This window comes from Paraburkholderia sp. (assembly GCF_004298475.1).
Classification (GTDB): domain Bacteria; phylum Pseudomonadota; class Gammaproteobacteria; order Burkholderiales; family Burkholderiaceae; genus Paraburkholderia; species Paraburkholderia denitrificans.
This window is the reverse complement of record NZ_SCRP01000016.1, coordinates 1-21,571: the sequence shown is the minus strand read 5'-3', so window position 1 is coordinate 21,571 and position 21,571 is coordinate 1. Positions and strand designations below refer to the sequence as shown.

At 61.4% G+C, this 21,571-nt stretch carries 35 protein-coding genes; 2 read left to right on the top strand and 33 right to left on the bottom strand.

Annotated elements, in window-relative coordinates:
• Positions 1–21: 21 nt before the first annotated feature.
• The gene (locus tag EPN59_RS09225; RefSeq protein ID WP_293039523.1) at positions 22–690 is read right to left on the bottom strand and encodes a c-type cytochrome; all 669 of its coding nucleotides are present in this window, start codon (positions 688–690) and stop codon (positions 22–24) included.
• A gap of 235 nt (positions 691–925) precedes the next feature.
• Here EPN59_RS09225 and yihA point away from each other — a divergent pair, with 235 nt between their 5' ends.
• Positions 926–1,597: a ribosome biogenesis GTP-binding protein YihA/YsxC gene (yihA, locus tag EPN59_RS09220; RefSeq protein ID WP_293039525.1), complete on the top strand. Its 672-nt coding sequence runs from the start codon at positions 926–928 to the stop codon at positions 1,595–1,597.
• Between the two features lie 245 nt (positions 1,598–1,842).
• Positions 1,843–2,841: a porphobilinogen synthase gene (gene hemB, locus EPN59_RS09215; RefSeq protein WP_293039527.1), complete on the top strand. Its 999-nt coding sequence runs from the start codon at positions 1,843–1,845 to the stop codon at positions 2,839–2,841.
• A gap of 118 nt (positions 2,842–2,959) precedes the next feature.
• Here hemB and dsbD read toward each other — a convergent pair whose 3' ends face one another.
• From dsbD to tuf, 32 genes are all read right to left on the bottom strand, one after another.
• Complete coding sequence (gene dsbD / locus EPN59_RS09210; RefSeq protein WP_293039552.1) at positions 2,960–4,879, bottom strand: protein-disulfide reductase DsbD; 1,920 nt, start codon at positions 4,877–4,879, stop codon at positions 2,960–2,962.
• Positions 4,872–5,183: a divalent-cation tolerance protein CutA gene (gene cutA / locus EPN59_RS09205; protein WP_293039554.1), complete on the bottom strand. Its 312-nt coding sequence runs from the start codon at positions 5,181–5,183 to the stop codon at positions 4,872–4,874. Before cutA ends, dsbD begins: the two co-directional genes overlap by 8 nt.
• A gap of 270 nt (positions 5,184–5,453) precedes the next feature.
• The gene (gene rplQ / locus EPN59_RS09200; protein WP_293045917.1) at positions 5,454–5,849 is read right to left on the bottom strand and encodes a 50S ribosomal protein L17; all 396 of its coding nucleotides are present in this window, start codon (positions 5,847–5,849) and stop codon (positions 5,454–5,456) included.
• 129 nt (positions 5,850–5,978) lie between these two features.
• Positions 5,979–6,956 (bottom strand): DNA-directed RNA polymerase subunit alpha, encoded by a 978-nt coding sequence (rpoA, locus tag EPN59_RS09195; protein ID WP_293039530.1) that lies wholly within the window; start codon positions 6,954–6,956, stop codon positions 5,979–5,981.
• 125 nt (positions 6,957–7,081) lie between these two features.
• Positions 7,082–7,705 carry a 30S ribosomal protein S4 gene (gene rpsD, locus EPN59_RS09190; protein WP_293039532.1) on the bottom strand — a complete coding sequence of 208 codons (624 nt, stop codon included), beginning with the start codon at positions 7,703–7,705 and terminating at the stop codon, positions 7,082–7,084.
• Between the two features lie 162 nt (positions 7,706–7,867).
• A complete protein-coding gene (gene rpsK / locus EPN59_RS09185; RefSeq protein WP_017777173.1) occupies positions 7,868–8,272 on the bottom strand; it encodes a 30S ribosomal protein S11 in 405 nt (134 codons plus the stop codon).
• A 28-nt stretch (positions 8,273–8,300) separates the two neighbouring features.
• Positions 8,301–8,666 (bottom strand): 30S ribosomal protein S13, encoded by a 366-nt coding sequence (rpsM, locus tag EPN59_RS09180; RefSeq protein ID WP_028228144.1) that lies wholly within the window; start codon positions 8,664–8,666, stop codon positions 8,301–8,303.
• Between the two features lie 35 nt (positions 8,667–8,701).
• Positions 8,702–8,818: a 50S ribosomal protein L36 gene (gene rpmJ, locus EPN59_RS09175; RefSeq protein WP_027819338.1), complete on the bottom strand. Its 117-nt coding sequence runs from the start codon at positions 8,816–8,818 to the stop codon at positions 8,702–8,704.
• Between the two features lie 20 nt (positions 8,819–8,838).
• The gene (gene infA, locus EPN59_RS09170) at positions 8,839–9,057 is read right to left on the bottom strand and encodes a translation initiation factor IF-1 (RefSeq protein ID WP_004521905.1); all 219 of its coding nucleotides are present in this window, start codon (positions 9,055–9,057) and stop codon (positions 8,839–8,841) included.
• 8 nt (positions 9,058–9,065) lie between these two features.
• Entirely contained in the window at positions 9,066–10,412 is a 1,347-nt protein-coding gene (gene secY, locus EPN59_RS09165) for a preprotein translocase subunit SecY (RefSeq protein ID WP_293039539.1), read from the bottom strand.
• A 59-nt stretch (positions 10,413–10,471) separates the two neighbouring features.
• A complete protein-coding gene (gene rplO, locus EPN59_RS09160; RefSeq protein ID WP_293039541.1) occupies positions 10,472–10,906 on the bottom strand; it encodes a 50S ribosomal protein L15 in 435 nt (144 codons plus the stop codon).
• Positions 10,907–10,936: 30 nt separating this feature from the next.
• Positions 10,937–11,119, bottom strand: a complete 183-nt coding sequence (gene rpmD / locus EPN59_RS09155) for a 50S ribosomal protein L30 (protein ID WP_293039543.1) — start codon at positions 11,117–11,119, stop codon at positions 10,937–10,939.
• 11 nt (positions 11,120–11,130) lie between these two features.
• Positions 11,131–11,649: a 30S ribosomal protein S5 gene (rpsE, locus tag EPN59_RS09150; RefSeq protein ID WP_293039544.1), complete on the bottom strand. Its 519-nt coding sequence runs from the start codon at positions 11,647–11,649 to the stop codon at positions 11,131–11,133.
• 14 nt (positions 11,650–11,663) lie between these two features.
• Positions 11,664–12,029, bottom strand: coding sequence for a 50S ribosomal protein L18 (rplR, locus tag EPN59_RS09145; protein WP_028228149.1), 366 nt, complete (start codon positions 12,027–12,029; stop codon positions 11,664–11,666).
• Positions 12,030–12,041: 12 nt separating this feature from the next.
• Positions 12,042–12,572: a 50S ribosomal protein L6 gene (gene rplF, locus EPN59_RS09140; RefSeq protein ID WP_293039547.1), complete on the bottom strand. Its 531-nt coding sequence runs from the start codon at positions 12,570–12,572 to the stop codon at positions 12,042–12,044.
• An 18-nt stretch (positions 12,573–12,590) separates the two neighbouring features.
• A complete protein-coding gene (gene rpsH / locus EPN59_RS09135; protein WP_293039549.1) occupies positions 12,591–12,986 on the bottom strand; it encodes a 30S ribosomal protein S8 in 396 nt (131 codons plus the stop codon).
• 14 nt (positions 12,987–13,000) lie between these two features.
• Entirely contained in the window at positions 13,001–13,306 is a 306-nt protein-coding gene (gene rpsN / locus EPN59_RS09130; protein WP_293039551.1) for a 30S ribosomal protein S14, read from the bottom strand.
• A gap of 7 nt (positions 13,307–13,313) precedes the next feature.
• The gene (gene rplE / locus EPN59_RS09125) at positions 13,314–13,853 is read right to left on the bottom strand and encodes a 50S ribosomal protein L5 (protein ID WP_293045914.1); all 540 of its coding nucleotides are present in this window, start codon (positions 13,851–13,853) and stop codon (positions 13,314–13,316) included.
• 16 nt (positions 13,854–13,869) lie between these two features.
• Positions 13,870–14,178, bottom strand: a complete 309-nt coding sequence (gene rplX, locus EPN59_RS09120) for a 50S ribosomal protein L24 (RefSeq protein WP_293038882.1) — start codon at positions 14,176–14,178, stop codon at positions 13,870–13,872.
• A gap of 9 nt (positions 14,179–14,187) precedes the next feature.
• Positions 14,188–14,556 carry a 50S ribosomal protein L14 gene (gene rplN, locus EPN59_RS09115; protein ID WP_124152989.1) on the bottom strand — a complete coding sequence of 123 codons (369 nt, stop codon included), beginning with the start codon at positions 14,554–14,556 and terminating at the stop codon, positions 14,188–14,190.
• A 378-nt stretch (positions 14,557–14,934) separates the two neighbouring features.
• Entirely contained in the window at positions 14,935–15,207 is a 273-nt protein-coding gene (rpsQ, locus tag EPN59_RS09110) for a 30S ribosomal protein S17 (RefSeq protein WP_293038886.1), read from the bottom strand.
• The gene (gene rpmC, locus EPN59_RS09105) at positions 15,204–15,398 is read right to left on the bottom strand and encodes a 50S ribosomal protein L29 (protein WP_028228156.1); all 195 of its coding nucleotides are present in this window, start codon (positions 15,396–15,398) and stop codon (positions 15,204–15,206) included. The genes rpsQ and rpmC overlap by 4 nt, the downstream gene beginning before the upstream one ends.
• A 10-nt stretch (positions 15,399–15,408) precedes the next feature.
• A complete protein-coding gene (gene rplP / locus EPN59_RS09100; protein ID WP_293038889.1) occupies positions 15,409–15,825 on the bottom strand; it encodes a 50S ribosomal protein L16 in 417 nt (138 codons plus the stop codon).
• A gap of 2 nt (positions 15,826–15,827) precedes the next feature.
• Positions 15,828–16,622, bottom strand: coding sequence for a 30S ribosomal protein S3 (rpsC, locus tag EPN59_RS09095; protein WP_028213348.1), 795 nt, complete (start codon positions 16,620–16,622; stop codon positions 15,828–15,830).
• Between the two features lie 11 nt (positions 16,623–16,633).
• Positions 16,634–16,963 (bottom strand): 50S ribosomal protein L22, encoded by a 330-nt coding sequence (gene rplV / locus EPN59_RS09090; protein WP_090541985.1) that lies wholly within the window; start codon positions 16,961–16,963, stop codon positions 16,634–16,636.
• Between the two features lie 12 nt (positions 16,964–16,975).
• Entirely contained in the window at positions 16,976–17,251 is a 276-nt protein-coding gene (rpsS, locus tag EPN59_RS09085) for a 30S ribosomal protein S19 (protein WP_293036675.1), read from the bottom strand.
• Between the two features lie 10 nt (positions 17,252–17,261).
• Positions 17,262–18,089: a 50S ribosomal protein L2 gene (gene rplB / locus EPN59_RS09080; protein WP_293036676.1), complete on the bottom strand. Its 828-nt coding sequence runs from the start codon at positions 18,087–18,089 to the stop codon at positions 17,262–17,264.
• 2 nt (positions 18,090–18,091) lie between these two features.
• Positions 18,092–18,406, bottom strand: coding sequence for a 50S ribosomal protein L23 (gene rplW, locus EPN59_RS09075; RefSeq protein ID WP_293036678.1), 315 nt, complete (start codon positions 18,404–18,406; stop codon positions 18,092–18,094).
• Entirely contained in the window at positions 18,403–19,023 is a 621-nt protein-coding gene (gene rplD / locus EPN59_RS09070) for a 50S ribosomal protein L4 (protein WP_293036679.1), read from the bottom strand. Before rplD ends, rplW begins: the two co-directional genes overlap by 4 nt.
• Positions 19,023–19,682 (bottom strand): 50S ribosomal protein L3, encoded by a 660-nt coding sequence (rplC, locus tag EPN59_RS09065; protein WP_293036681.1) that lies wholly within the window; start codon positions 19,680–19,682, stop codon positions 19,023–19,025. Before rplC ends, rplD begins: the two co-directional genes overlap by 1 nt.
• 233 nt (positions 19,683–19,915) lie before the next feature.
• Positions 19,916–20,227, bottom strand: coding sequence for a 30S ribosomal protein S10 (rpsJ, locus tag EPN59_RS09060; protein WP_017777154.1), 312 nt, complete (start codon positions 20,225–20,227; stop codon positions 19,916–19,918).
• A 174-nt stretch (positions 20,228–20,401) separates the two neighbouring features.
• On the bottom strand, positions 20,402–21,571 hold a 1,170-nt coding region (gene tuf / locus EPN59_RS09055; protein WP_027798019.1), incomplete at its 5' end, for an elongation factor Tu.

The following is a 21,571-nucleotide window of genomic DNA, read 5'->3' as shown; positions in this document are numbered from 1 at the left end:
CCCGCTATGCGCCACGCCTTTTCAGTGCAGACCGGCGGCGTAATCGGCGACGGCCTTGATTTCATCGTCCGACATCCGGCGCGCAATCTGTCGCATCGGCTCGCTGTTGTTGCGCGTGCCTTGCTGGAACGCGTTGAGCTGCGCCGCGACATAGTCCGCCCACTGGCCCGACAGGCGCGGATACTGGACCGGAATGCCCTGACCGGTCGGCCCATGACAGGCCGCACAGGCCGGAACGCCCTTCTCCGCGATGCCGCCGCGCCAGATGCGCTGACCAAGCGGCACAGTCTTCGCGTCGCGCGCGTAACCGGGCTTGGTTGTCTGCGAGGCGAACCAGGCAGCGACGTCGATTGCATCCTGATCCGACAGCGTCGCAGCGAGGCCATTCATGATCGGATTACTACGTGCAGGCGGCTTGCCGCCCTGCGATTTGAAGTCCGTGAGCTGCTTGACGAGATAGTCGGCATGCTGGCCAGCGAGCTTCGGATACGTGGCCGCCGGACTATTGCCGTCCGCGGCGTGACAGGCCACGCACACCTGCGCCGCAATGGCCTGACCGTGCGCTGCGTTCGCCGCGTTCGGCCTGGCCGCATCGGCCAGCGCCGGTGCCGACATCATCGAGAAACCCGCCGCAAAACCTGCCACCACCAGAAATTCGTGCACCTTCAAGGACTTACACAGTCGATTCATTCGTGCACCTTGTTTCGTCTTGTGGGAAGAAGGTTCTGCAAAGTACGACAAAGACCGAACTGTCCCGGAAGGTCCGCGCAGATCTCACAGGTATTCAGTAAATCGACGCATTGTACAATAGCGCGGTGGACGCAACCGCGCCAGTCGGACCTCCCCCCGATATCCAGAATTCCTTCCCGGCCGCCTCCGGGCCTGCGGCAAAGCCGCCAAGTTGTCTCATATTGTGGTTTTCCAGATGGCCTTCCTGCTGCACCAAGCCCGCTTTTTCACGACGGTAAACCATCTGCGCGACCTGCCCGCCACGGCGCGGCCGGAAATTGCGTTTGCCGGCCGCTCGAACGCCGGCAAATCCACGGCGATCAACCTGCTGTGCAATCAGAAGCGGCTCGCATTCGCGTCGAAGACGCCGGGGCGCACCCAGCACATCAACTATTTCGCGGTCGGCCCGGCCGACGCTCCCGCGGGCTATGTCGTCGACCTGCCCGGCTACGGGTATGCGGAAGTGCCCGCGGCGTCGAAGGCGCACTGGGAAGCGCTGCTGTCCCAGTATTTGCAGTCGCGCGCGCAGTTGCGCGGCCTGATCCTGATGATGGACGCGCGCCGTCCGCTGACCGACCTCGACTGCCGCATGATCGAGTGGTTTGCGCCGACGGGCAGGCCGATCCACGCGCTGCTGACGAAATGTGACAAATTGACTCGGCAAGAGTCTGTGCTCGCGCTGCGCGCGACGAAAAAGGCGTTCGACGAATACCGTCAGCAGGGCTTCGAAGGCGAACTGAGCGCACAACTTTTCTCGGCGCTCAAGCGCGTAGGTCTGGAAGAGGCGAACACGCTGATCGAAAACTGGCTCGTGCCGCCCGCCGACCAGGGCGACGCGGGCAAAGCCGCTGAAAGCCCCGTGAAATAAAGGCGTTGTCGCATGCGAGCAGAAAGCGTCGCGGGTGTCGCAGCCCGTTTCAGGCGGACATAAAAAAACCCGCCGTTAATGCCGGCGGGCTAAACAGCCTTATCGAAAAACGACAGGCACCCGCTCAGGGAGGAGAAGCGGGGAGTCCGGCGCAGGGCGCCTCGCTCGAACGGTATGATATACCATTGTCCTGAAAAATTTCCGGGGCCTCCGGGAACCCACTTCGACTCAGAAAATCCGCCGACATGAGCTTCTATCCGCATCATCGTCCGCGCCGTATGCGCCGTGACGACTTCTCGCGCCGCCTGATGCGCGAAAACATCCTGACCACTGACGATCTGATCTACCCGGTGTTCGTCGTCGCCGGCAGCAACGTGCGCGAAGCCGTGCCGTCGATGCCGGGCGTCGAACGCATCTCAGTCGATCTGCTGATGGGCGTCGCCGAGCAGTGCGTCGAACTCGGCGTGCCGGTGCTGTCGCTGTTCCCGGCTGTCGATCCGTCGCTCAAGACGCCCGACGGCATCGAGGCCACCAACCCCGAGGGCACGATTCCGAACGCCGTGCGCGAACTCAAGAAGCGCTTCCCGGAGCTGGGCGTGCTGTGCGATGTCGCGCTCGATCCGTACACGAGCCACGGCCAGGACGGCGTGCTCGACGAGAATGGTTACGTCCTCAACGATGTGACGGTCGAAATTCTCGTCGCGCAGGCGCGCACGCAGGTCGAGGCGGGCTGCGATATCGTCGCGCCGTCGGACATGATGGACGGTCGCATCGGCGCGATCCGCGAGATGCTGGAAAGCGAGAACCACGTCCATGCGAAGATCATGGCGTATTCGGCCAAGTATGCTTCGGCGTTCTACGGCCCGTTCCGCGATGCGGTGCAATCGGCATCGAATCTGGGCAAGAGCAACAAGATGACCTACCAGATGGATCCGGCCAACAGCGACGAAGCGCTGCGCGAAGTGCGCCTCGACATCGAGGAAGGCGCCGACATGGTGATGGTGAAGCCGGGCATGCCGTATCTCGACATCGTGCGCCGCGTGAAGGACGAATTCCGCTTCCCGACCTACGTCTACCAGGTGAGCGGCGAATACGCGATGCTCAAGGCCGCCGCGCAAAACGGCTGGCTCGATCACGACAAGGTGATGATGGAATCGCTGCTCGCGTTCAAGCGCGCGGGCGCGGACGGCATTCTCACGTATTTCGCACTCGACGCTGCGCGTCTGTTGCGCGAGCGGAAGTAAGCCGCGCGGCGCACGGTTCGCCGGAGCGCCGCTGCTGGGTGCTTCGAAGTAAAAATGGCACGTCGATTCGACGTGCCATTTTTGTATCCGCGTTTTTGTACCCGCGCGCTGCGCACTTTTACGACTGCGGCACGGGCGGCGTCACCCGCGCGGCCACCTGATCCAGTCGAGCGAGGAAACGGTCCGCAGGCTCGTAACCCACGACGCGCAACACTTCGTGCCCCTTCGCATCGAAGAAGATGATGCCCGGCGGCCCGAACAGGCCAAAGCGCTTGAGCAGCGCCTGATCGTCCTTATTGTTCGCCGTCACGTCTGCGCGCATCAGGCCGAGTTGCTTCAGACGCGCCGCGACGCGCGGGTCGCTGAACGTGAACTTCTCCAACTCCTTGCAGCTCACGCACCAGTCGGCGTAGAAATCGAGCATCGACGGCTTGCCCGCCGTCCCGAGCGCGGCATCGAGCTGTGCAGGCGAAGCCACACTGGCGAACGGCAGCGTGTTTGCATCCGGTGCGTCTGGCGTCGTGGACGCCGTGGCGCTCGCGCCACCCACGCGCATGGCGAGCACGCCGAGCGGGCGCAGCGGATCGGTCGAACCGGCCGCGAGGCCGACCAGCAACGTCGCCGCCCAGATCGCGAACGCAGCGCCGACGCCGCGTCCGAGACGGCGCCAGACGGTCGCGCTTCCGGCATTCGGCGTGAACAGCCCGAGCGCCGCGGCGGCAAGCAGCAGCCAGAGTGCAGCGAGCAGCATCTTCGTCGTTGCGCCGAGCACCGGCCACACGATCCACAGTGCAGCCGCAAGCAGCACGACGCCGAAGAACACCTTCACGCCGTCCATCCAGCCGCCCGCGCGCGGCAGCAGCGTGCCCGCGCCGAAGCCGATGATCATGAGCGGCACGCCAAGGCCGATGCCCATGGCGAAAAGTGCGGCGCCGCCAAGCACGGCGTTGCCCGTATGGGCGATGAACGCGAGCACGGCGAAGAGCGGCGCGGTCATGCACGCGCCCACGACGAGTGCGGAGAGCGCGCCCATCGCGGCGACGGCGGCGAACTTGCCGCCCGAGCGCCCCTGCGAGGCGCGCGATGCGCCGTCCTGCCAGCGCTGCGGCAAGGCGATGTCGTAACCCGCGATCAGCGTGAGTGCGAAACCGGTAAGCAGCACGGCGAACGCGCCGAGCACCCACGGGTTTTGCAGCCACGCGCCTAGCGCCTGACCGACCATCGCCGCGGCAATGCCCAGCACCGTATAAACAAGCGCCATGCCGAGCACGTAGGTGAACGAGAGCGCGAAGCCGCGTGCGCGCGTCACGCGCGCCCCTTCGCCGACGATGATCGCTGAAAGGATCGGGATCATCGGATACGAACACGGCAGGAGGCTCATCACCATCCCGGCGAGGAAATACAGGCCCACCACGGCGAAGAAGCCGCCGCCCTGAAGCAGCGACTGCGCGTAATCGGCGCTGGTCGCGCGCACGTACCACGGTTCATCGTTGCTCTGCGCGTTGTCTGCTGCATTACCTTCCGCAGCCGGCGAGTCCGTGGCGGACTGCGCCGCATTGGCCGCCGTCTCGGCTCCAGCCGGTTGCAGCGCCGCGCCGCTCACGTGGACGACATGCACGGCGGGCGGATAGCAGATGCCTGCGTCGGCGCAGCCTTGTGAAGTCACCGCGAGATCGAACGGCCCACTCGCGTCCTTCACCGGCACGCGGATCGTCAGTTGGCCCCGATAGATTTCCAGGTTCTTTTGAAAGGTCGGGTCAAACTTGATGTGGCCCGCCGGCATTTCGGCCGGGCCGAGCGTAGCCGTGCCCCCGCGCGTCGCGAACACGAAGTGCTCGCGATACAGGTAGTAGCCATCGGCGACTTTGAAATGAACGTCGACTCCGCCAGGCTGCTCGGAGGCGCTGAAACCGAACGCCTGGTCGGGCTCGAGCAGATCGCCGCCAGCATGGGCGAGCGGTGCAAACGCGAGGAGCGAGAGCAGCGCGACGAGGAAGGAGATCCCGGCGCGCAGGCGCCTTTCGAAGCGGTTAAACATGAATGGGACGCTGAGTTTCGGCATTGATCCACTGCCCGTAAGCGTTCGACGCCGTGACCTGCCACGAAAGGATTTCGGGCGTGTCGTACGGGTGCTGTGCCTGGATGAACTCTTCGAGGTCGGCCGCGCGAGCGACGCTCGTCTTGAAGAGCAACTGGATTTCGTCGGCGGACTCGACTTTGCCCTGCCAGTGATACTGCGATTGAACTGCGCCGAGACGCGTAACGCATGCCGCCAGACGCTGAGCGAGCGCCTGCGCGGCCAGCCGGTCGGCGGTCGCGGCGTCAGGCACCGTCGTCAGCATCAGGGTCACATCGAGAGTCACGGCAAATTCCAGCGCGAGGCATAAACAGATCGTTATCGTACCACCGGGGCCACACCCGTTCCGTTAGTGGCCGGTGCGACAAGTCGCGCTCGCGGGGGGCACGCGGGGGGCACGCGGGGGGCAAATACTTGGCGAACAGCCGGCAATTGATCGGCAAACAGCCGCTGCGCGCCCTTATTCCGCGGCCAAAACAAAAAAGCCAGGCGTTGCCTGGCTTTTTCTGCATACGGCTCGAACGCTGCAGGAAGCTTATTCCGCTTCTTGCACGTTCTCGTCTTCTGCGATTTCCGGACGGTCGAGCAGCTCGACGAGCGCCATCGGTGCGTTATCGCCGACGCGGAAGCCGAACTTCAGGATGCGCAGGTAGCCGCCCGGACGGTTCGCGAAATGCGGACCGAGCACGTCGAACAGCTTCGCGACCGAGTCACGATCGCGCAGACGGTTGAATGCCAGACGGCGGTTTGCGAGCGACGGCTTCTTGCCGAGCGTGATGAGGGGCTCGACAACTTTACGGAGTTCCTTCGCCTTCGGCAGCGTCGTCTTGATGACTTCGTGCTCGATCAGCGAGTTGGACATGTTACGGAGCATTGCCAGACGGTGGCTGCTCGTGCGGTTCAGTTTCCGCAGACCATGACGGTGACGCATTTCAGTTTCCTTGAAACAGAGTTTTTGCCCAGCTCTTCTATCGCCTCAACATCAAGTGAGGCACGGGCCGGTACGTGAAAAAGGCAAGACGCGGATTCTAAAGGAAAATCCGCGTCCGTGCCACATTGCTTACTTGTCCAGACCAGCCGGCGGCCAGTTTTCGAGCTTCATGCCGAGCGTGAGACCGCGCGAAGCGAGCACTTCCTTGATCTCGTTGAGCGACTTGCGACCCAGATTCGGGGTCTTGAGCAGCTCGTTTTCGGTGCGCTGGATCAGGTCGCCGATGTAGTAGATGTTCTCGGCCTTCAGGCAGTTCGCCGAGCGAACCGTGAGTTCGAGATCGTCCACCGGACGCAGCAGGATCGGGTCGATCTGCGGTGCGCGCGACGGTGCTTCCGCCGCCGTTTCGGTGCCTTCCAGGGCAGCGAACACCGACAGCTGATCGACGAGGATGCGCGCCGACTGGCGGATCGCTTCCTCAGGCGAGATCACGCCGTTGGTTTCGATGTTCATCACGAGCTTGTCGAGGTCGGTACGCTGCTCGACACGCGCGCTTTCCACGGCGTAGCTCACGCGGCGAACCGGCGAGAACGATGCGTCGAGCACGATGCGGCCGATGATCTTGGCCGACTCGTCGCCATAACGGCGCACGTTGCCCGGGACATAGCCACGGCCCTTTTCGACCTTGATCTGGACGTCGAGCTTGCCGCCCTTCGTCAGACGCGCGATCACGTGATCCGGGTTGATGACTTCGCAGTCGTGCGACAGTTCGATGTCGCCCGCCGTCACGACGCCTTCGGATTCCTTGCGCAGCGTAACCGTCACTTCGTCACGGTTATGCAGCTTGAACACCACGCCCTTCAGGTTCAACAGCAGGTTGACCACATCCTCTTGCACACCGTCGAGCGTCGAGTATTCGTGCACGACGCCTGCGATCGTCACTTCGGTCGGCGCGTAGCCCACCATCGACGACAGCAGCACGCGCCGGAGCGCGTTACCCAAGGTGTGGCCATAACCGCGTTCGAACGGCTCCATGACCACTTTCGCGTGGTTCTCGCCGAGCGATTCCACAGCGATGATCTTGGGTTTCAACAAACTGGTTTGCATAGGTTTTCCTTTTCAATACCCTCGGCTCGTTACACCGATAAGGCTGAGATGGCAACAACCTGAAAATGAACAGCCGAGGACACCTCTCGCGTGAAGCAAAGAGGCAACCCCGGCTGTCAATCCGATTAACGCGAATACAATTCGACGATCAGGCTTTCATTGATGTCGCCAGCGATGTCGCTGCGCTCCGGCACGCTCTTGAACGTACCTTCGAACTTCTTCGCGTCGACTGCGACCCAGCTCGCCATGCCGCCTTGCTCAGCCAGCGACAGGGCTTCGACGATACGAGCCTGCTTCTTCGACTTTTCGCGCACGGCAACGATGTCGCCAGCCTTCACCTGCATCGACGGAACGTTCGCGACGACGCCGTTCAGCGTGAGCGCCTTGTGGCTCACGAGCTGACGCGCTTCAGCGCGCGTCGAGGCGAAGCCCATGCGGTAGACGACGTTGTCGAAACGCGATTCGAGCAGTTGCAGCAGGTTTTCGCCGGTGTTGCCCTTGCGGCGGTCGGCTTCCGCGAAGTAGCGGCGGAACTGGCGCTCGAGCACGCCGTAGATGCGCTTCACTTTTTGCTTTTCGCGCAGCTGCGTGCCGTAGTCCGACGTGCGCGCACCCGAGGTGCGGCCGTGCTGACCCGGCTTGCTGTCGAGCTTGCACTTGTCGGCGAGCGAGCGGCGGGCGCTCTTCAGGAACAGGTCGGTGCCTTCACGGCGGGACAGCTTGGCCTTCGGGCCGATATAACGTGCCACGTTACTTTCCTTCGATAATTGATCACGCGAGAGCCGGTGGGAAAACCCTGCCTTCGCGCTAGTCCGGTTCTTTGAACCGAACGGTGGGCTTAGTCAATTCAATAACGCCGAGAGCCTGGGGCGCCGTTGCCGGCGTCACAGGCGCAAGGCAAAAGCGACGCCTTAGATGCGGCGGCGCTTCGGCGGACGGCAGCCGTTGTGCGGAACCGGCGTCACGTCGGAGATCGCGGTGATCTTGATGCCAAGACCATGCAGCGCGCGCACCGCCGATTCGCGGCCCGGGCCGGGGCCCTTGATACGCACTTCGAGGTTCTTCACGCCGTATTCCATCGCCACGCGGCCAGCCGATTCGGCTGCGACCTGAGCTGCGAACGGGGTCGACTTGCGCGAACCCTTGAAGCCCTGACCGCCCGAGGTCGCCCAGGCAAGCGCGTTGCCTTGACGGTCGGTGATCGTGATGATGGTGTTGTTGAACGACGCGTGAACGTGAACTACGCCCTCGGCGACGTTCTTCTTAACCTTCTTGCGAACGCGTTGCGCCGCGGTGTTGTTCGAAGCCTTAGCCATTACGTTTTCCTGTAACTATCAGATCCGCTTACTTCTTCAGCGACTGTGCTGCGCGGCGCGGACCCTTGCGCGTGCGCGCATTGGTACGCGTACGCTGGCCACGCAGGGGCAGGCCCTTGCGATGGCGCACGCCGCGGTAGCAGCCGAGGTCCATCAGGCGCTTGATGTTCATCGTCACTTCACGGCGCAGATCGCCTTCGACGACAAACTTGCCCACTTCCTCACGCAGCTTTTCCAGATCCGCGTCGTTCAGGTCCTTGACCTTCTTGTCAAACGGCACACCAGCGGACACGCAGATGTTGCGCGAACGCGTGCGGCCGATACCGAAAATTGCGGTCAGGCCGATTTCGGTGTGCTGGTGGTTCGGGATGTTAACCCCTGCGATACGAGCCATTGTTTTTCCTCAAACAAAAAGCGCAAGCGCGCTGATCAGCCTTGACGCTGCTTGTGGCGCGGGTCCGAGCTGCAGATCACGCGAACGACGCCGTTGCGCTTGATGATTTTGCAGTTGCGGCAAATGCGCTTTACCGATGCCATCACTTTCATGATATTACCCTTTTTCTAAATCACTTCGCCCGGAACACGATCCGCGCACGCGACAGATCGTAAGGCGTCAATTCAACCGTCACCTTGTCGCCCGGAAGAATGCGGATGTAGTGCATCCGCATCTTCCCGGAAATATGACCCAGCACGACATGGCCGTTCTCCAGCTTCACCCGGAAGGTCGCGTTGGGGAGGTTTTCGATAACCTCGCCCTGCATCTGGATTACATCGTCTTTGGCCATAGGTCCTTTCAACGCATCGGGACACCACCGCCCTTGAAGTTTGCCTTCTTGAGCAGCGATTCATATTGTTGCGACATCACGTACGACTGCACCTGCGCCATGAAGTCCATTGTGACGACGACAATGATCAGCAGCGACGTTCCACCAAAATAAAACGGCACATTCCAGCGCAGCACCAGAAATTCCGGCAGCAGACACACGAACACGATATAGAGCGCACCGGCCAGCGTCAGACGCGTGAGGATGCGGTCGATATAGCGTGCCGTCTGGTCGCCAGGGCGGATGCCCGGCACGAACGCGCCGCTCTTCTTCAGGTTGTCGGCCGTTTCCCTGCTGTTGAACACCAGTGCGGTGTAGAAGAAGCAGAAGAACACGATCGCCAACGCGTACAGCAACACGTACACGGGTTGGCCGGGCTTGAGAGCTTCGGCCACGTTGTGCAGCGTGTCTGCGAACCAGCCGGATCGCGACCCCGAACTGAACCAGTTCAGGATGGTTGCCGGGAACAGGATGATCGACGATGCGAAGATCGGCGGAATCACGCCCGACATGTTCAACTTCAGCGGCAGGTGGGACGACTGCCCGCCGTAAATCTTGTTGCCGACCTGACGCTTCGCATAGTTCACGAGGATCTTGCGCTGGCCGCGTTCGATGAACACCACCAGGTAAGTCACTGCAGCAATCAGCACGACGACCAGGATCGCGGAGAACGGTCCCATCGAACCGGTCTGGACCAGCGAGAACAGCCCGCTCACCGCATTCGGGAAGCCCGCTGCGATGCCGCCGAAGATGATGATCGAGATGCCGTTGCCAAGGCCGCGTTCCGTGATCTGCTCACCGAGCCACATCAGGAACATCGTGCCCGTCACAAGCGTCACGACCGTCGTCAGGCGGAACACCATGCCCGGATCGATCACGAGTCCCGGCTGGTTTTCCAGTGCAATCGCGATACCGAATGCCTGGAACGTCGCCAGTACCACCGTGAAGATCCGCGTGTACTGCGTGATCTTGCGTTGTCCAGCCTGCCCTTCCTTCTTCAGCGCTTCCAGCTGCGGCGAGACGATCGCCATCAGCTGCAGGATGATCGACGCCGAGATATACGGCATCACACCCAGCGCGAAAATCGTGAACCGCTGCAGTGCGCCACCCGAGAACATGTTGAACATGCCAAGGATGCCGCCCGACTGGCTCTGGAAGAGCTTCGCCAGCTGCTCCGGGTCGATGCCCGGAACCGGAATATGCGCGCCGATGCGATAAACGACCAGCGCCAGCAGCAGGAACACTGCACGCCGACGCAGGTCGCCGAACTTCGGTGCGCTGCGACCGGTTTTTGCGAGACTCGGGCTGTTAGCCAAGTAGCTTCTCCGATGCAGATGCTAGGGACGGCGGGCAAGCCCGCACGCACCACTCACAATCACTCGGCAAAAGAGCCGCCCGCTGCTTCGATCGCAGCACGCGCGCCCTTCGTCGCACCCAGACCCTTCACGACGACCTTGCGCTTGATCTCGCCGGTGGCGATGATCTTCGCGCTGCGGGTCAGTTCGCCCACGAGGCCAGCCTGCTTCAGCGCCAACAGATCGATTTCGCCGACCGGCAGCGTTTCCAGGTCGGAGAGGCGCACTTCACCCACGAATTCCTTCGTGAGCGAGGTGAAGCCACGCTTCGGCAGACGACGCTGCAGCGGCATTTGACCGCCTTCGAAGCCGACCTTGTGGAAACCGCCCGAACGCGATTTCTGACCCTTGTGACCACGGCCAGCGGTCTTGCCGAGGCCGGAGCCGATGCCGCGACCGACGCGACGCTTTGCGTGCTTCGCGCCTTCTGCCGGCTTCAGGTTATTCAATTCCATTTTCAACTCCTGGAGACTTTGGTCGACCGCTTAGCCGATGACCTTAACGAGGTACGAGACCTTGTTGATCATGCCGCGCACGGCCGGCGTGTCCTGCAGCTCGGAAACCGAGTTCAGGCGGCGCAGGCCGAGGCCGCGCACGGTGGCGCGGTGCGATTCGCGGGTCCCAATCAGGCTCTTGACGAGCTGAACCTTGACAGTTTTTTCAAACATGGTGCCCACCCTTAGCCCAGAATTTCTTCGACGGACTTGCCGCGCTTCGCCGCGATGTCAGCCGGGGTCGACTGCTTGCGCAGGCCGTCCAGCGTCGCACGAACGAGGTTGTACGGGTTCGTCGAACCGTGGCTCTTCGCCACGACGTTCTGCACGCCCATCACGTCGAACACTGCGCGCATCGGGCCGCCGGCGATCACGCCGGTACCGCCCTTCGCCGGAGCGAGGAGGACCACCGAGGCGCCGTGCTTGCCGTGCACTTCGTGTTGCAGGGTGCCGTTCTTCAGGGGCACCTTGAACATGTTGCGGCGAGCCTGCTCCATTGCCTTCTGGACAGCGACCGGCACTTCCTTCGCCTTGCCCTTGCCCATACCGACGCGGCCATCGCCATCGCCAACCACGGTCAGTGCGGCGAAGCCGAGAATACGGCCACCCTTCACGACCTTGGTCACGCGATTGACCGAAATCATTTTTTCGCGAAGGCCGTCGTCGCGCTCGTCAGCCTGAACTTTCGCTTGCATCTTTGCCATGACGAATTCCTTCCTTAGAACTTGAGCCCGGCTTCGCGCGCAGCCTCAGCCAGCGCCTTGACGCGGCCGTGGTAGCGGAAACCCGAGCGGTCAAAGGCGACGGATTCGATGCCGGCGGCCTTGGCCTTTTCTGCGATACGCTTGCCGATCAGCGTGGCAGCGGCGACATTGCCGCCCTTGCCCGATTGGTCAGCCAGTTGCGCACGCACTTCGGCTTCGAGCGTCGACGCGCTGGCGAGCACCTTGGTGCCGCACGGCGAGAACACTTGCGCATAGATGTGCGTGTTCGTGCGATGCACGGCCAGACGCGCGACCTGCAGCTCAGCGATCTTGAGACGCGTCTGACGAGCGCGGCGCAGGCGAGATTGAGTCTTATCCATGATTGCGCACCCTTACTTCTTCTTCGTTTCTTTGAGGATCACAACCTCGTCGGCGTAACGCACACCCTTGCCCTTATAGGGCTCAGGCGGGCGATAACCGCGCACTTCGGCAGCGGTTTGGCCGACTTTCTGCTTGTCGATCCCCTTGATCACGATTTCCGTTTGCGACGGGGTTTCGGCCTTCACGCCTTCGGGCATCTGATGCACCACCGGGTGCGAGAAACCCAGCGACAGGTTCAGCTTGTCGCCTTGCGCCTGAGCACGATAACCGACGCCAACCAGCGTCAGCTTGCGCTCGAAACCCTTCGTCACGCCTTGCACCATGTTCGCGACGATCGCGCGCATCGTGCCCGACATCGCATTGGCTTCGCGGCTTTCGTCGGTCGGCTCGAACTTCAGCGTGCCGTTGTCGTTCACCACCTTGACGAGGTGATTCGCAGCCTGCGAAATCGTACCCAGCGGGCCCTTGACGGTAATCTTCTCGTCGCTGAGCGTCGCCTCTGCGCCTTGCAGCGCGATCGGGCTCTTACCTACTCGAGACATGTTTCTTCTCCTTCGGCGTTAAGCGACGTAGCAGATGACTTCGCCGCCCACGCCATTGGCGCGAGCCTTGCGGTCCGTCATCACACCCTTCGGCGTCGATACGATCGCAACACCGAGGCCATTCATGACCTGCGGGATGTCGTTGCGGCCGCGGTACACGCGCAGGCCAGGCTTCGAGACGCGCTCGAGGCGCTCGATGACCGGACGGCCGGCGTAGTACTTCAACGCGATGTTCAATTCCGACTTCGCACCTTCGCTCTTCACTGCGAAGTCGTCGATATAACCTTCGTCCTTCAGGACCTGCGCAATCGCAATCTTGACTTTCGACGAGGGCATTTGCACCGAAACCTTCTCGACCATCTGCGCATTGCGGATGCGAGTCAGCATATCGGCGATAGGATCACTCATGCTCATTTATGTTTCTCCTATTACCAGCTCGCCTTGGTGACGCCAGGGATCTCACCACGGAACGCGATTTCACGAATCTTGTTACGTGCGAGACCAAATTTGCGGAACGTGCCACGCGGACGGCCCGTCAGCGCGCAGCGATTACGCTTGCGGGTCAGGCTCGAGTTGCGCGGCAGTTGTTGCAGTTCGAGGCGAGCTGCGTAACGCTCTTCGTCCGACTTGCTTTGGTCGTCGATGACTGCCTTCAGCGCTGCGCGCTTCGGCGCATACTTCGCTGCCAGACGGGCGCGCTTCTTTTCACGTTCGATCAGTGCCAGTTTAGCCACGGTAACCTCAGTTTCTGAACGGGAACTTGAAGCCGGCGAGCAGTGCCTTTGCTTCTTCGTCGGTCTTCGCAGTCGTCGTGATGCTGATGTTCAGCCCACGCAGCGCGTCGATCTTGTCGTAGTCGATTTCGGGGAAAATGATCTGCTCTTTCACACCGATGTTGTAGTTGCCGCGGCCGTCGAACGCCTTGCCCGACACGCCACGGAAGTCGCGCACGCGGGGCAGCGCAACCGTCACGAAACGGTCGAGGAATTCGTACATGGCCTGGCCACGCAGCGTGACCATCGTGCCGATCGGATAGCTTTCGCGGATCTTGAAACCGGCGATTGCCTTGCGCGACTTCGTTACGACGGGCTTCTGGCCAGCGATCTTCGTGAGATCGCCAACAGCGTGATCGAGGACCTTCTTGTCAGCGACGGCTTCACCGACACCCATGTTCAGGGTGATCTTGGTGAGGCGCGGCACTTCCATGATCGACTTGTAACCGAACTTCTCGATCAGGCCCGGAACGACCTTCTCTTTATAAAATTCTTGCAAACGTGCCATTTTTTACTCCGCAGCGTCAGGCGCTCAGGACAGCACCGGTCGTCTTCAGGAACCGAACCTTCTTGTCCCCTTCGACCTTGATGCCGACACGCGAAGCCTTGCCATTCGCGTCGACGAGTGCGACGTTCGAAATGTGCAGCGGCATCGCCTTGGCTTCCACGCCACCAGTCGTACCCTTCATGGGGTTCGGCTTCACATGCTTTTTAGCGATGTTGAGGCCTTCGACGGTCACGCGCTCTTCACCAACGGCCAGCACGACACCGCGCTTGCCCTTGTCCTTGCCGGTGATGACGATAACTTCGTCACCCTTGCGAATCTTGTTCATCGCGACTCCTTACAGCACTTCCGGCGCGAGCGAAACGATCTTCATGAATCGCTCGCTACGCAGCTCACGCGTGACCGGCCCGAAAATACGGGTGCCGATCGGCTCAAGCTTGGTGTTCAAAAGCACGGCGGCGTTGCCATCGAACTTGATCAGCGAGCCGTCCTGACGGCGCACGCCCTTGGCGGTACGAACCACAACAGCGTTGTAGATTTCGCCCTTCTTCACGCGCCCGCGCGGCGTTGCTTCCTTGACGGTCACCTTGATGATGTCGCCAATGCTGGCATAACGACGCTTCGAGCCGCCGAGCACCTTGATGCACATGACTTCACGCGCACCCGTGTTGTCGGCCACTTCAAGCCGAGATTCGGTCTGGATCATGGTTTATCTTTCCCAACTTAATCCGGCTGCACCACCATGGCACACCCGGTCAGTCTTGGTCCCGTCAGCCGCGCCGCCACTAGAACGACCGCTCAGCTGCTTGGGTAAGAACAGCAGCGACGGCAAACGAAACCGGCCATCGCATTCCGGTGAATCCTGCAGATCCGGACTGGCGCCCGCACCCGCGTTTTACAGATTCCCACCTACTTTCGCCTGCTGCTTTGCCAACAGCAAACCCATAAAGAGGGAAGTCCAAGATTGTATCGAGACAATCTTGGACTTGCAAGCGAAATCTGTAGCGATTTCAACTACTTCTACTACCGCGCATCAGGCCGGAGCACGAGGCCCCGGATGAGGCGCTTCCAAGGGATTGCTCCCTTAGATGATGCGAGCAGCTTCGACCAGCTTCGACACGGTCCAGGCCTTCGTCTTCGACAGCGGACGGGTTTCCTGGATTTCGACGAGGTCACCCTCGTTGTACGTGTTCGACTCGTCGTGCGCGTGGTACTTCTTCGACTGCACGACGTACTTGCCGTAGATCGGGTGCTTCACGCGGCGCTCGACCAGGACGGTGACCGTCTTGTCCATCTTGTTGCTGACGACCTTGCCGACCAGCGTCCGCTTAAGCGAGGTTTTCACGCTATCGTTCATTTCTGGTTCGCCTTCTCAGTCAGGACGGTCCGCACACGTGCGATGTCGCGACGAACCTTCTTCAGCTGGCTCGTGTTCGTGAGCTGCTGGGTCGCGAGTTGCATGCGCAGGCCGAATTGCGCCTTCAAGAGGTCCGACAGCTCCTGGTTGAGCGCGGCCTTGTCTTTCTGGTGAAGTTCAGAAGCCTTCATCATTCACTCCTTAGGAGCCGAGCTGGCGAACCATGAAGACCGTCTTCAGCGGCAGCTTCGCTGCAGCCAGACGGAAGGCTTCACGGGCCAGTTCCTCGGTCACACCATCCATTTCATACAGCATCTTGCCCGGTTGGATCTCGGCGACGTAGTACTCCGGGTTACCCTTACCGTTACCCATACGTACTTCAGCCGGCTTTTGCGAGATCGGCTTGTCCGGGAAAATGCGGATCCAGATGCGGCCACCGCGCTTGATGTGACGCGTCATTGCACGACGCGCCGCTTCGATTTGACGCGCGGTCAGGCGGCCGCGACCGATAGCCTTCAGACCGTATTCACCGAACGAAACTGCGTTGCCGCGCGTTGCGACGCCGGTGTTACGACCCTTCTGCTCTTTGCGATACTTCCTGCGTTTCGGTTGCAGCATCGTTATTCTCCACTCTTGCCGTCACCGCCAGCCGCGCCACGGCGCGGTGCGCCACGACGGGCGCCCGGTGCGCCTTCACCATCACGACGCGGACGACGATCGCCCGGGCGCGCGTTGCGGCGCGGACGCTTTTCTTCGGCGACTTCTTCCACCACCGGTGCGTCGTTGCGGCCGAGCGTGTCGCCCTTGTAGACCCAAACCTTCACGCCGATGATGCCGTACGTCGTCTTCGCTTCCGAAGTTGCGTAGTCGATGTCGGCACGCAGCGTATGAAGCGGCACGCGACCTTCGCGGTACCACTCGGTACGTGCGATTTCGATACCGTTCAGACGGCCGGCGCTCATGATCTTGATGCCCTGGGCACCCAGACGCATCGCGTTCTGCATCGCGCGCTTCATCGCGCGGCGGAACATGATCCGGCGCTCGAGCTGTTGCGTGATCGAATCGGCGATCAGTTGCGCATCGGTTTCCGGCTTGCGGATTTCTTCGATGTTGACGTGAACGGGCACGCCCATGCGCTTTTGCAGTTCGGCCTTGAGGAGTTCGATGTCCTCGCCCTTCTTGCCGATCACCACACCCGGGCGCGAGCTGTAAATCGTGATACGTGCGTTCTTTGCAGGACGCTCGATCACAACACGGCCCACCGAAGCGTTCTTCAGCTTCTTCTTCAGGTATTCACGAACACCGATGTCTTCCTTCAACATCGCCGCGAAATTGTTGTTGTTCGCGTACCAGCGCGACGCCCAATTGCGGCTGACGGCCAAACGGAAGCCAGTCGGATGAATTTTCTGTCCCATCGTATGGCTCCTTAATTCCCGACCGTCACAGTGATGTGACAGGATTGCTTCTCGATGCGGTTACCGCGACCCTTTGCGCGTGCGGTGAAACGCTTCAGCGAAGCAGCCTTGTCGACATAGATGCTCTTGATGCGCAGCTCGTCGATATCGGCGCCTTCGTTGTGCTCTGCATTGGCGATCGCCGAGAGCACAACCTTTTTCACGATGCCAGCCGCTTTCTTCGGCGAGAACGTCAGAACGTTCAGTGCCTTGTCGACCGGCAGACCGCGGATCTGGTCAGCCACAAGACGCGTCTTCTGCGCCGAGATGCGGGCACCGCGATGAATTGCCTTCACTTCCATCTTGATTGCCCCTTATTTCTTGGCCTTCTTGTCGGCCGCGTGACCCTTGAACGTACGGGTCAGTGCGAACTCGCCAAGCTTGTGGCCGACCATGTTTTCCGTGACATACACGGGAACGTGTTGACGGCCGTTGTGAACGGCGATCGTCAGGCCGATGAAATCCGGCAGGATCGTCGAACGACGCGACCAGGTCTTGATCGGTTTCTTGTCACGCGTTGCTGCAGCCGCCTCAATCTTCTTCAGCAAATGGGCGTCGCAGAACGGACCTTTCTTGATAGAACGTGCCATTGCCTACTCCTTAACGCTTGTGACGGCGCTGGACGATCATGCTCGTCGTGCGCTTGTTGCTGCGGGTGCGATAGCCCTTCGTCGGCGTGCCCCACGGGCTCACCGGATCGCGACCTGCAGCCGTGCGGCCTTCACCACCACCGTGCGGGTGATCGACCGGGTTCATTGCAACGCCGCGCACCGTCGGGCGGATACCGCGCCAGCGGTTCGCGCCGGCCTTGCCGATCTGGCGCAGGCTGTGCTCTTCGTTACCGACTTCACCGATCGTCGCCCGGCACTCGACGTGCACGCGGCGGATTTCGCCCGAACGCAGACGAACCTGCGCATACACGCCTTCGCGTGCGAGCAGCATGGCGGACGTGCCAGCCGAACGCGCCATTTGCGCGCCCTTGCCCGGCAGCATCTCGATGCAGTGGATCGTCGTACCGACCGGGATGTTGCGGATCGGCAGCGTGTTGCCTGCGCGGATCGGAGCTTCCGAACCCGACATCAGTCGCTGGCCAACCGTCGCACCCTTCGGAGCGATGATGTAGCGGCGCTCGCCGTCTGCGTACAGAACCAGCGCGATGTTCGCGCTACGGTTCGGGTCGTACTCGAGACGTTCGATCTTTGCCGGAATGCCGTCCTTGTTGCGACGGAAATCGATCACGCGGTAATGTTGCTTGTGACCGCCGCCCTGGTGGCGCGTCGTCACGTGACCGTTGTTGTTACGGCCGGCCTTCGAGAACTTCTTCTCGAGCAGCGGCGCGTACGGTGCACCCGTGTGAAGATCCTTGTTGACGATCTTCACCATCGCGCGGCGACCCGGCGAAGTCGGCTTAACTTTCACGATTGCCATGATTACTTGGCCTCCGCTTCAAAGTTGATTTCCTGGCCGGGCTTCAGGCAGACGTACGCCTTCTTCACGTCCTTGCGGCGACCCAAGAAGCGGCCAAAACGCTTGTTTTTGCCCTTCTGGACCAGCACGTTGACGGAATCGACTTCCACCTTGAACATCAGCTCGACAGCAGCCTTGACTTCCTGCTTGGTCGCGTCCGGCGCGACTTCGAACACTACCTGTTCGTTTTTCTCCGCCACCAGCGTCGCCTTTTCGGAGATCACCGGCGCGAGCAGGACCTGCATCAAACGATGATCGTTCTTGCGAATCTCGCTCATGACAGCAACTCCTCGATCTGGGCGACCGCAGCCTTCGTGATCAGAATCTTCTTGAAGAAGATCAGCGAGAGCGGGTCGGCGTAACGCGGCTCAACGACTGCCACGTGGGGCAGGTTGCGCGACGCGAGATACAGGTTCTCGTCGACCGTGTCGGTGATGACCAGCACGGATTCGAGACCCATGGCCTTGAACTTTTCGGCCAGCAGCTTCGTCTTCGGCGCTTCGAGGGAGAGATCCTCGACGACCGAGATGCGGCCTTCGCGGGCCAGCTGCGAGAAGATCGAGCAGAGACCTGCGCGATGCATCTTCTTGTTGACCTTGTGCGAGAAGTTTTCTTCCGGCGAATTCGGGAAGATGCGACCACCGCCGCGCCACAGCGGGCTCGACGACATACCGGCACGAGCACGGCCCGTACCCTTCTGGCGCCACGGCTTCTTGGTGGTGTGCTTGACCTGCTCGCGATCCTTCTGCGCGCGGTCGCCGCTACGTGCGTTCGCCTGGTAGGCGACGACGATCTGGTGGATCAGGGCTTCGTTGTAGTCACGGCCGAACACGACGTCCGACGCGTTGACCGCAGCACCTTCCTGACCATTGGCATTCAGGAGCTTCAGTTCCATTATTGCGCTCCTTTCTTCACGCGGGCCTTGACCGCCGGCGTCACGAAAACCTTGCCGCCCTTGGCACCCGGAACGGCACCCTTCACGAGCAGCAGGCTGCGCTCTGCGTCGATACGTGCGATTTCGAGGTTTTGCACCGTCACGGTTTCGTCACCCATGTGACCGGTCATGCGCTTGCCCGGGAACACGCGGCCCGGATCCTGCGCCATACCGATCGAGCCCGGCACATTGTGCGAGCGCGAGTTACCGTGCGAAGCACGGCCCGAGGCGAAGTTGTAACGCTTGATGGTACCGGCGTAGCCCTTACCGATCGACACGCCCTGCACGTCGACCTTCTGGCCTTCTGCGAAGAGATCCACACCGATCACGCCGCCAGCGTTCAGCTCGGCAGCCTTGGCGGCGTCGATCTGGAATTCCTTGAGGATTTCACCGGCTTGAACGCCGGCTTTGGCGAGATGACCTGCGAGCGGCTTCGTCACGCGCGATGCACGGCGCGTACCGAACGCAACCTGAACGGCCGTGTAGCCGTCGGTTTCAACAGTCTTGATCTGCGTCACGCGGTTGTCGGACACGTCCAGCACGGTAACGGGAATCGAGTCCCCATCGGCCGTGAAGATACGGGTCATGCCAACCTTGCGACCTACGAGTCCAAGGCTCATCGTTTTCTCCATTCCCGACTGCGATTGGTCGGGGCTAATTTACAAAGTGCCGGTGCTTGTTCGCCGCCATTTCACGTGCTTTTGCACGTTATTTCACGCAAAACCCGTGAAAGGGACACACCAGCTTTTTGCGCAAATGCGCGAAAAGACGTCAAGTATAACGCCCTCTCTCGTTTTCCGCAAGCAATCAAAGACTTAGCGCCGCCCGGCGATCCGGGCAGCGCCTGAGATCCTTACTGCAGCTTGATTTCGACGTCCACACCAGCCGGCAGATCGAGCTTCATCAGCGCGTCGACGGTCTTGTCCGTCGGGTCGACGATGTCCATCAGGCGGAGGTGGGTACGGATTTCGAGCTGATCGCGCGACGTCTTGTTGACGTGCGGCGAACGCAGGATGTCGAAACGCTGGATGCGCGTCGGCAGCGGCACCGGGCCGCGGACGATTGCACCGGTCCGCTTCGCCGTGTCGACGATCTCGGCAGCCGACTGGTCGATCAGGCGATAGTCGAAAGCCTTCAGGCGAATACGGATTTTCTGGTTCTGCATGACAATTCCTTGAAAAGAGCGAGGCGGACTTGCGCCGCCAGACTAGATAAAGAGCAAAGGACCGGGCCATGCGACAGGAGCCGGTGCGTTAAGCGCCAATTCCCGTCGACAGGCGGAGAGCCGTGGCCCGGTCCCGGATACATCGCCTTCTACTGCTACAGCAAACCTGCGATTTTACTCGATGATCTTGGCAACGACACCGGCGCCGACGGTACGGCCGCCTTCGCGGATGGCGAAGCGCAGACCTTCTTCCATGGCGATCGGGGCGATCAGCTTCACCGTGATCGACACGTTGTCGCCCGGCATGACCATTTCCTTGTCCTTCGGCAGCTCGATCGAGCCCGTCACGTCCGTCGTACGGAAGTAGAACTGCGGACGGTAGTTGTTGAAGAACGGCGTGTGGCGGCCGCCTTCGTCCTTGCTCAGCACGTACACTTCAGCCGTGAAGTGCGTGTGCGGCGTGATCGAACCCGGCTTGGCCAGCACCTGGCCACGCTCGACATCTTCGCGCTTCGTGCCGCGCAGCAGGATACCGACGTTGTCGCCTGCCTGACCCTGGTCGAGCAGCTTGCGGAACATTTCCACGCCCGTGCAGGTCGTCTTCACCGTCGGCTTGATACCGACGATTTCGATTTCCTCGCCGACCTTGACGACGCCGCGCTCGACGCGACCCGTCACCACCGTGCCGCGACCCGAGATCGAGAACACGTCTTCCACCGGCATCAGGAACGCACCGTCAACCGCGCGCTCCGGCGTCGGGATGTACGTGTCCAGCGCGTCGGCCAGGTTCATGATCGCCACTTCGCCCAGCTCGCCCTTGTCGCCTTCGAGCGCCAGCTTCGCCGAACCCTTGATGATCGGGGTGTCGTCGCCCGGGAAGTCGTACTTCGAGAGGAGCTCGCGCACTTCCATTTCGACGAGTTCGAGCAGCTCGGCGTCGTCGACCATGTCGCACTTGTTCAGGAACACGATGATGTACGGCACGCCGACCTGACGGGCGAGCAGGATGTGCTCACGCGTTTGCGGCATCGGGCCGTCAGCGGCCGAGCACACCAGGATCGCGCCGTCCATCTGCGCGGCGCCCGTGATCATGTTCTTGACGTAGTCGGCGTGGCCCGGGCAGTCGACGTGTGCGTAGTGGCGGTTAGCCGTTTCGTACTCGACGTGCGCGGTGTTGATCGTGATACCGCGTGCCTTTTCTTCCGGTGCGGCGTCGATCTGGTCGTACGCCTTCGCCTCGCCGCCGAACTTCGCGGTCAGAACCGTCGTGATCGCTGCCGTCAGCGTGGTCTTGCCGTGGTCAACGTGACCGATCGTGCCCACGTTCACGTGCGGCTTGGTCCG

What these genes read in the sequence shown, in the direction of transcription:
- EPN59_RS09225 (WP_293039523.1), bottom strand. Translation starts at nt 690, where the DNA reads ATGAATCGACTGTGTAAGTCCTTGAAGGTGCACGAATTTCTGGTGGTG.
- yihA (WP_293039525.1), top strand. Translation starts at nt 926, where the DNA reads ATGGCCTTCCTGCTGCACCAAGCCCGCTTTTTCACGACGGTAAACCAT.
- hemB (WP_293039527.1), top strand. Translation starts at nt 1,843, where the DNA reads ATGAGCTTCTATCCGCATCATCGTCCGCGCCGTATGCGCCGTGACGAC.
- dsbD (WP_293039552.1), bottom strand. Translation starts at nt 4,879, where the DNA reads ATGTTTAACCGCTTCGAAAGGCGCCTGCGCGCCGGGATCTCCTTCCTC.
- cutA (WP_293039554.1), bottom strand. Translation starts at nt 5,183, where the DNA reads ATGCTGACGACGGTGCCTGACGCCGCGACCGCCGACCGGCTGGCCGCG.
- rplQ (WP_293045917.1), bottom strand. Translation starts at nt 5,849, where the DNA reads ATGCGTCACCGTCATGGTCTGCGGAAACTGAACCGCACGAGCAGCCAC.
- rpoA (WP_293039530.1), bottom strand. Translation starts at nt 6,956, where the DNA reads ATGCAAACCAGTTTGTTGAAACCCAAGATCATCGCTGTGGAATCGCTC.
- rpsK (WP_017777173.1), bottom strand. Translation starts at nt 8,272, where the DNA reads ATGGCTAAGGCTTCGAACAACACCGCGGCGCAACGCGTTCGCAAGAAG.
- rpsM (WP_028228144.1), bottom strand. Translation starts at nt 8,666, where the DNA reads ATGGCTCGTATCGCAGGGGTTAACATCCCGAACCACCAGCACACCGAA.
- rpmJ (WP_027819338.1), bottom strand. Translation starts at nt 8,818, where the DNA reads ATGAAAGTGATGGCATCGGTAAAGCGCATTTGCCGCAACTGCAAAATC.
- infA (WP_004521905.1), bottom strand. Translation starts at nt 9,057, where the DNA reads ATGGCCAAAGACGATGTAATCCAGATGCAGGGCGAGGTTATCGAAAAC.
- rplO (WP_293039541.1), bottom strand. Translation starts at nt 10,906, where the DNA reads ATGGAATTGAATAACCTGAAGCCGGCAGAAGGCGCGAAGCACGCAAAG.
- rpmD (WP_293039543.1), bottom strand. Translation starts at nt 11,119, where the DNA reads ATGTTTGAAAAAACTGTCAAGGTTCAGCTCGTCAAGAGCCTGATTGGG.
- rpsE (WP_293039544.1), bottom strand. Translation starts at nt 11,649, where the DNA reads ATGGCAAAGATGCAAGCGAAAGTTCAGGCTGACGAGCGCGACGACGGC.
- rplR (WP_028228149.1), bottom strand. Translation starts at nt 12,029, where the DNA reads ATGGATAAGACTCAATCTCGCCTGCGCCGCGCTCGTCAGACGCGTCTC.
- rplF (WP_293039547.1), bottom strand. Translation starts at nt 12,572, where the DNA reads ATGTCTCGAGTAGGTAAGAGCCCGATCGCGCTGCAAGGCGCAGAGGCG.
- rpsH (WP_293039549.1), bottom strand. Translation starts at nt 12,986, where the DNA reads ATGAGCATGAGTGATCCTATCGCCGATATGCTGACTCGCATCCGCAAT.
- rplE (WP_293045914.1), bottom strand. Translation starts at nt 13,853, where the DNA reads ATGGCACGTTTGCAAGAATTTTATAAAGAGAAGGTCGTTCCGGGCCTG.
- rplX (WP_293038882.1), bottom strand. Translation starts at nt 14,178, where the DNA reads ATGAACAAGATTCGCAAGGGTGACGAAGTTATCGTCATCACCGGCAAG.
- rplN (WP_124152989.1), bottom strand. Translation starts at nt 14,556, where the DNA reads ATGATCCAGACCGAATCTCGGCTTGAAGTGGCCGACAACACGGGTGCG.
- rpsQ (WP_293038886.1), bottom strand. Translation starts at nt 15,207, where the DNA reads ATGAACGATAGCGTGAAAACCTCGCTTAAGCGGACGCTGGTCGGCAAG.
- rpmC (WP_028228156.1), bottom strand. Translation starts at nt 15,398, where the DNA reads ATGAAGGCTTCTGAACTTCACCAGAAAGACAAGGCCGCGCTCAACCAG.
- rplP (WP_293038889.1), bottom strand. Translation starts at nt 15,825, where the DNA reads ATGCTGCAACCGAAACGCAGGAAGTATCGCAAAGAGCAGAAGGGTCGT.
- rpsC (WP_028213348.1), bottom strand. Translation starts at nt 16,622, where the DNA reads ATGGGACAGAAAATTCATCCGACTGGCTTCCGTTTGGCCGTCAGCCGC.
- rplV (WP_090541985.1), bottom strand. Translation starts at nt 16,963, where the DNA reads ATGGAAGTGAAGGCAATTCATCGCGGTGCCCGCATCTCGGCGCAGAAG.
- rpsS (WP_293036675.1), bottom strand. Translation starts at nt 17,251, where the DNA reads ATGGCACGTTCTATCAAGAAAGGTCCGTTCTGCGACGCCCATTTGCTG.
- rplB (WP_293036676.1), bottom strand. Translation starts at nt 18,089, where the DNA reads ATGGCAATCGTGAAAGTTAAGCCGACTTCGCCGGGTCGCCGCGCGATG.
- rplW (WP_293036678.1), bottom strand. Translation starts at nt 18,406, where the DNA reads ATGAGCGAGATTCGCAAGAACGATCATCGTTTGATGCAGGTCCTGCTC.
- rplD (WP_293036679.1), bottom strand. Translation starts at nt 19,023, where the DNA reads ATGGAACTGAAGCTCCTGAATGCCAATGGTCAGGAAGGTGCTGCGGTC.
- rplC (WP_293036681.1), bottom strand. Translation starts at nt 19,682, where the DNA reads ATGAGCCTTGGACTCGTAGGTCGCAAGGTTGGCATGACCCGTATCTTC.
- rpsJ (WP_017777154.1), bottom strand. Translation starts at nt 20,227, where the DNA reads ATGCAGAACCAGAAAATCCGTATTCGCCTGAAGGCTTTCGACTATCGC.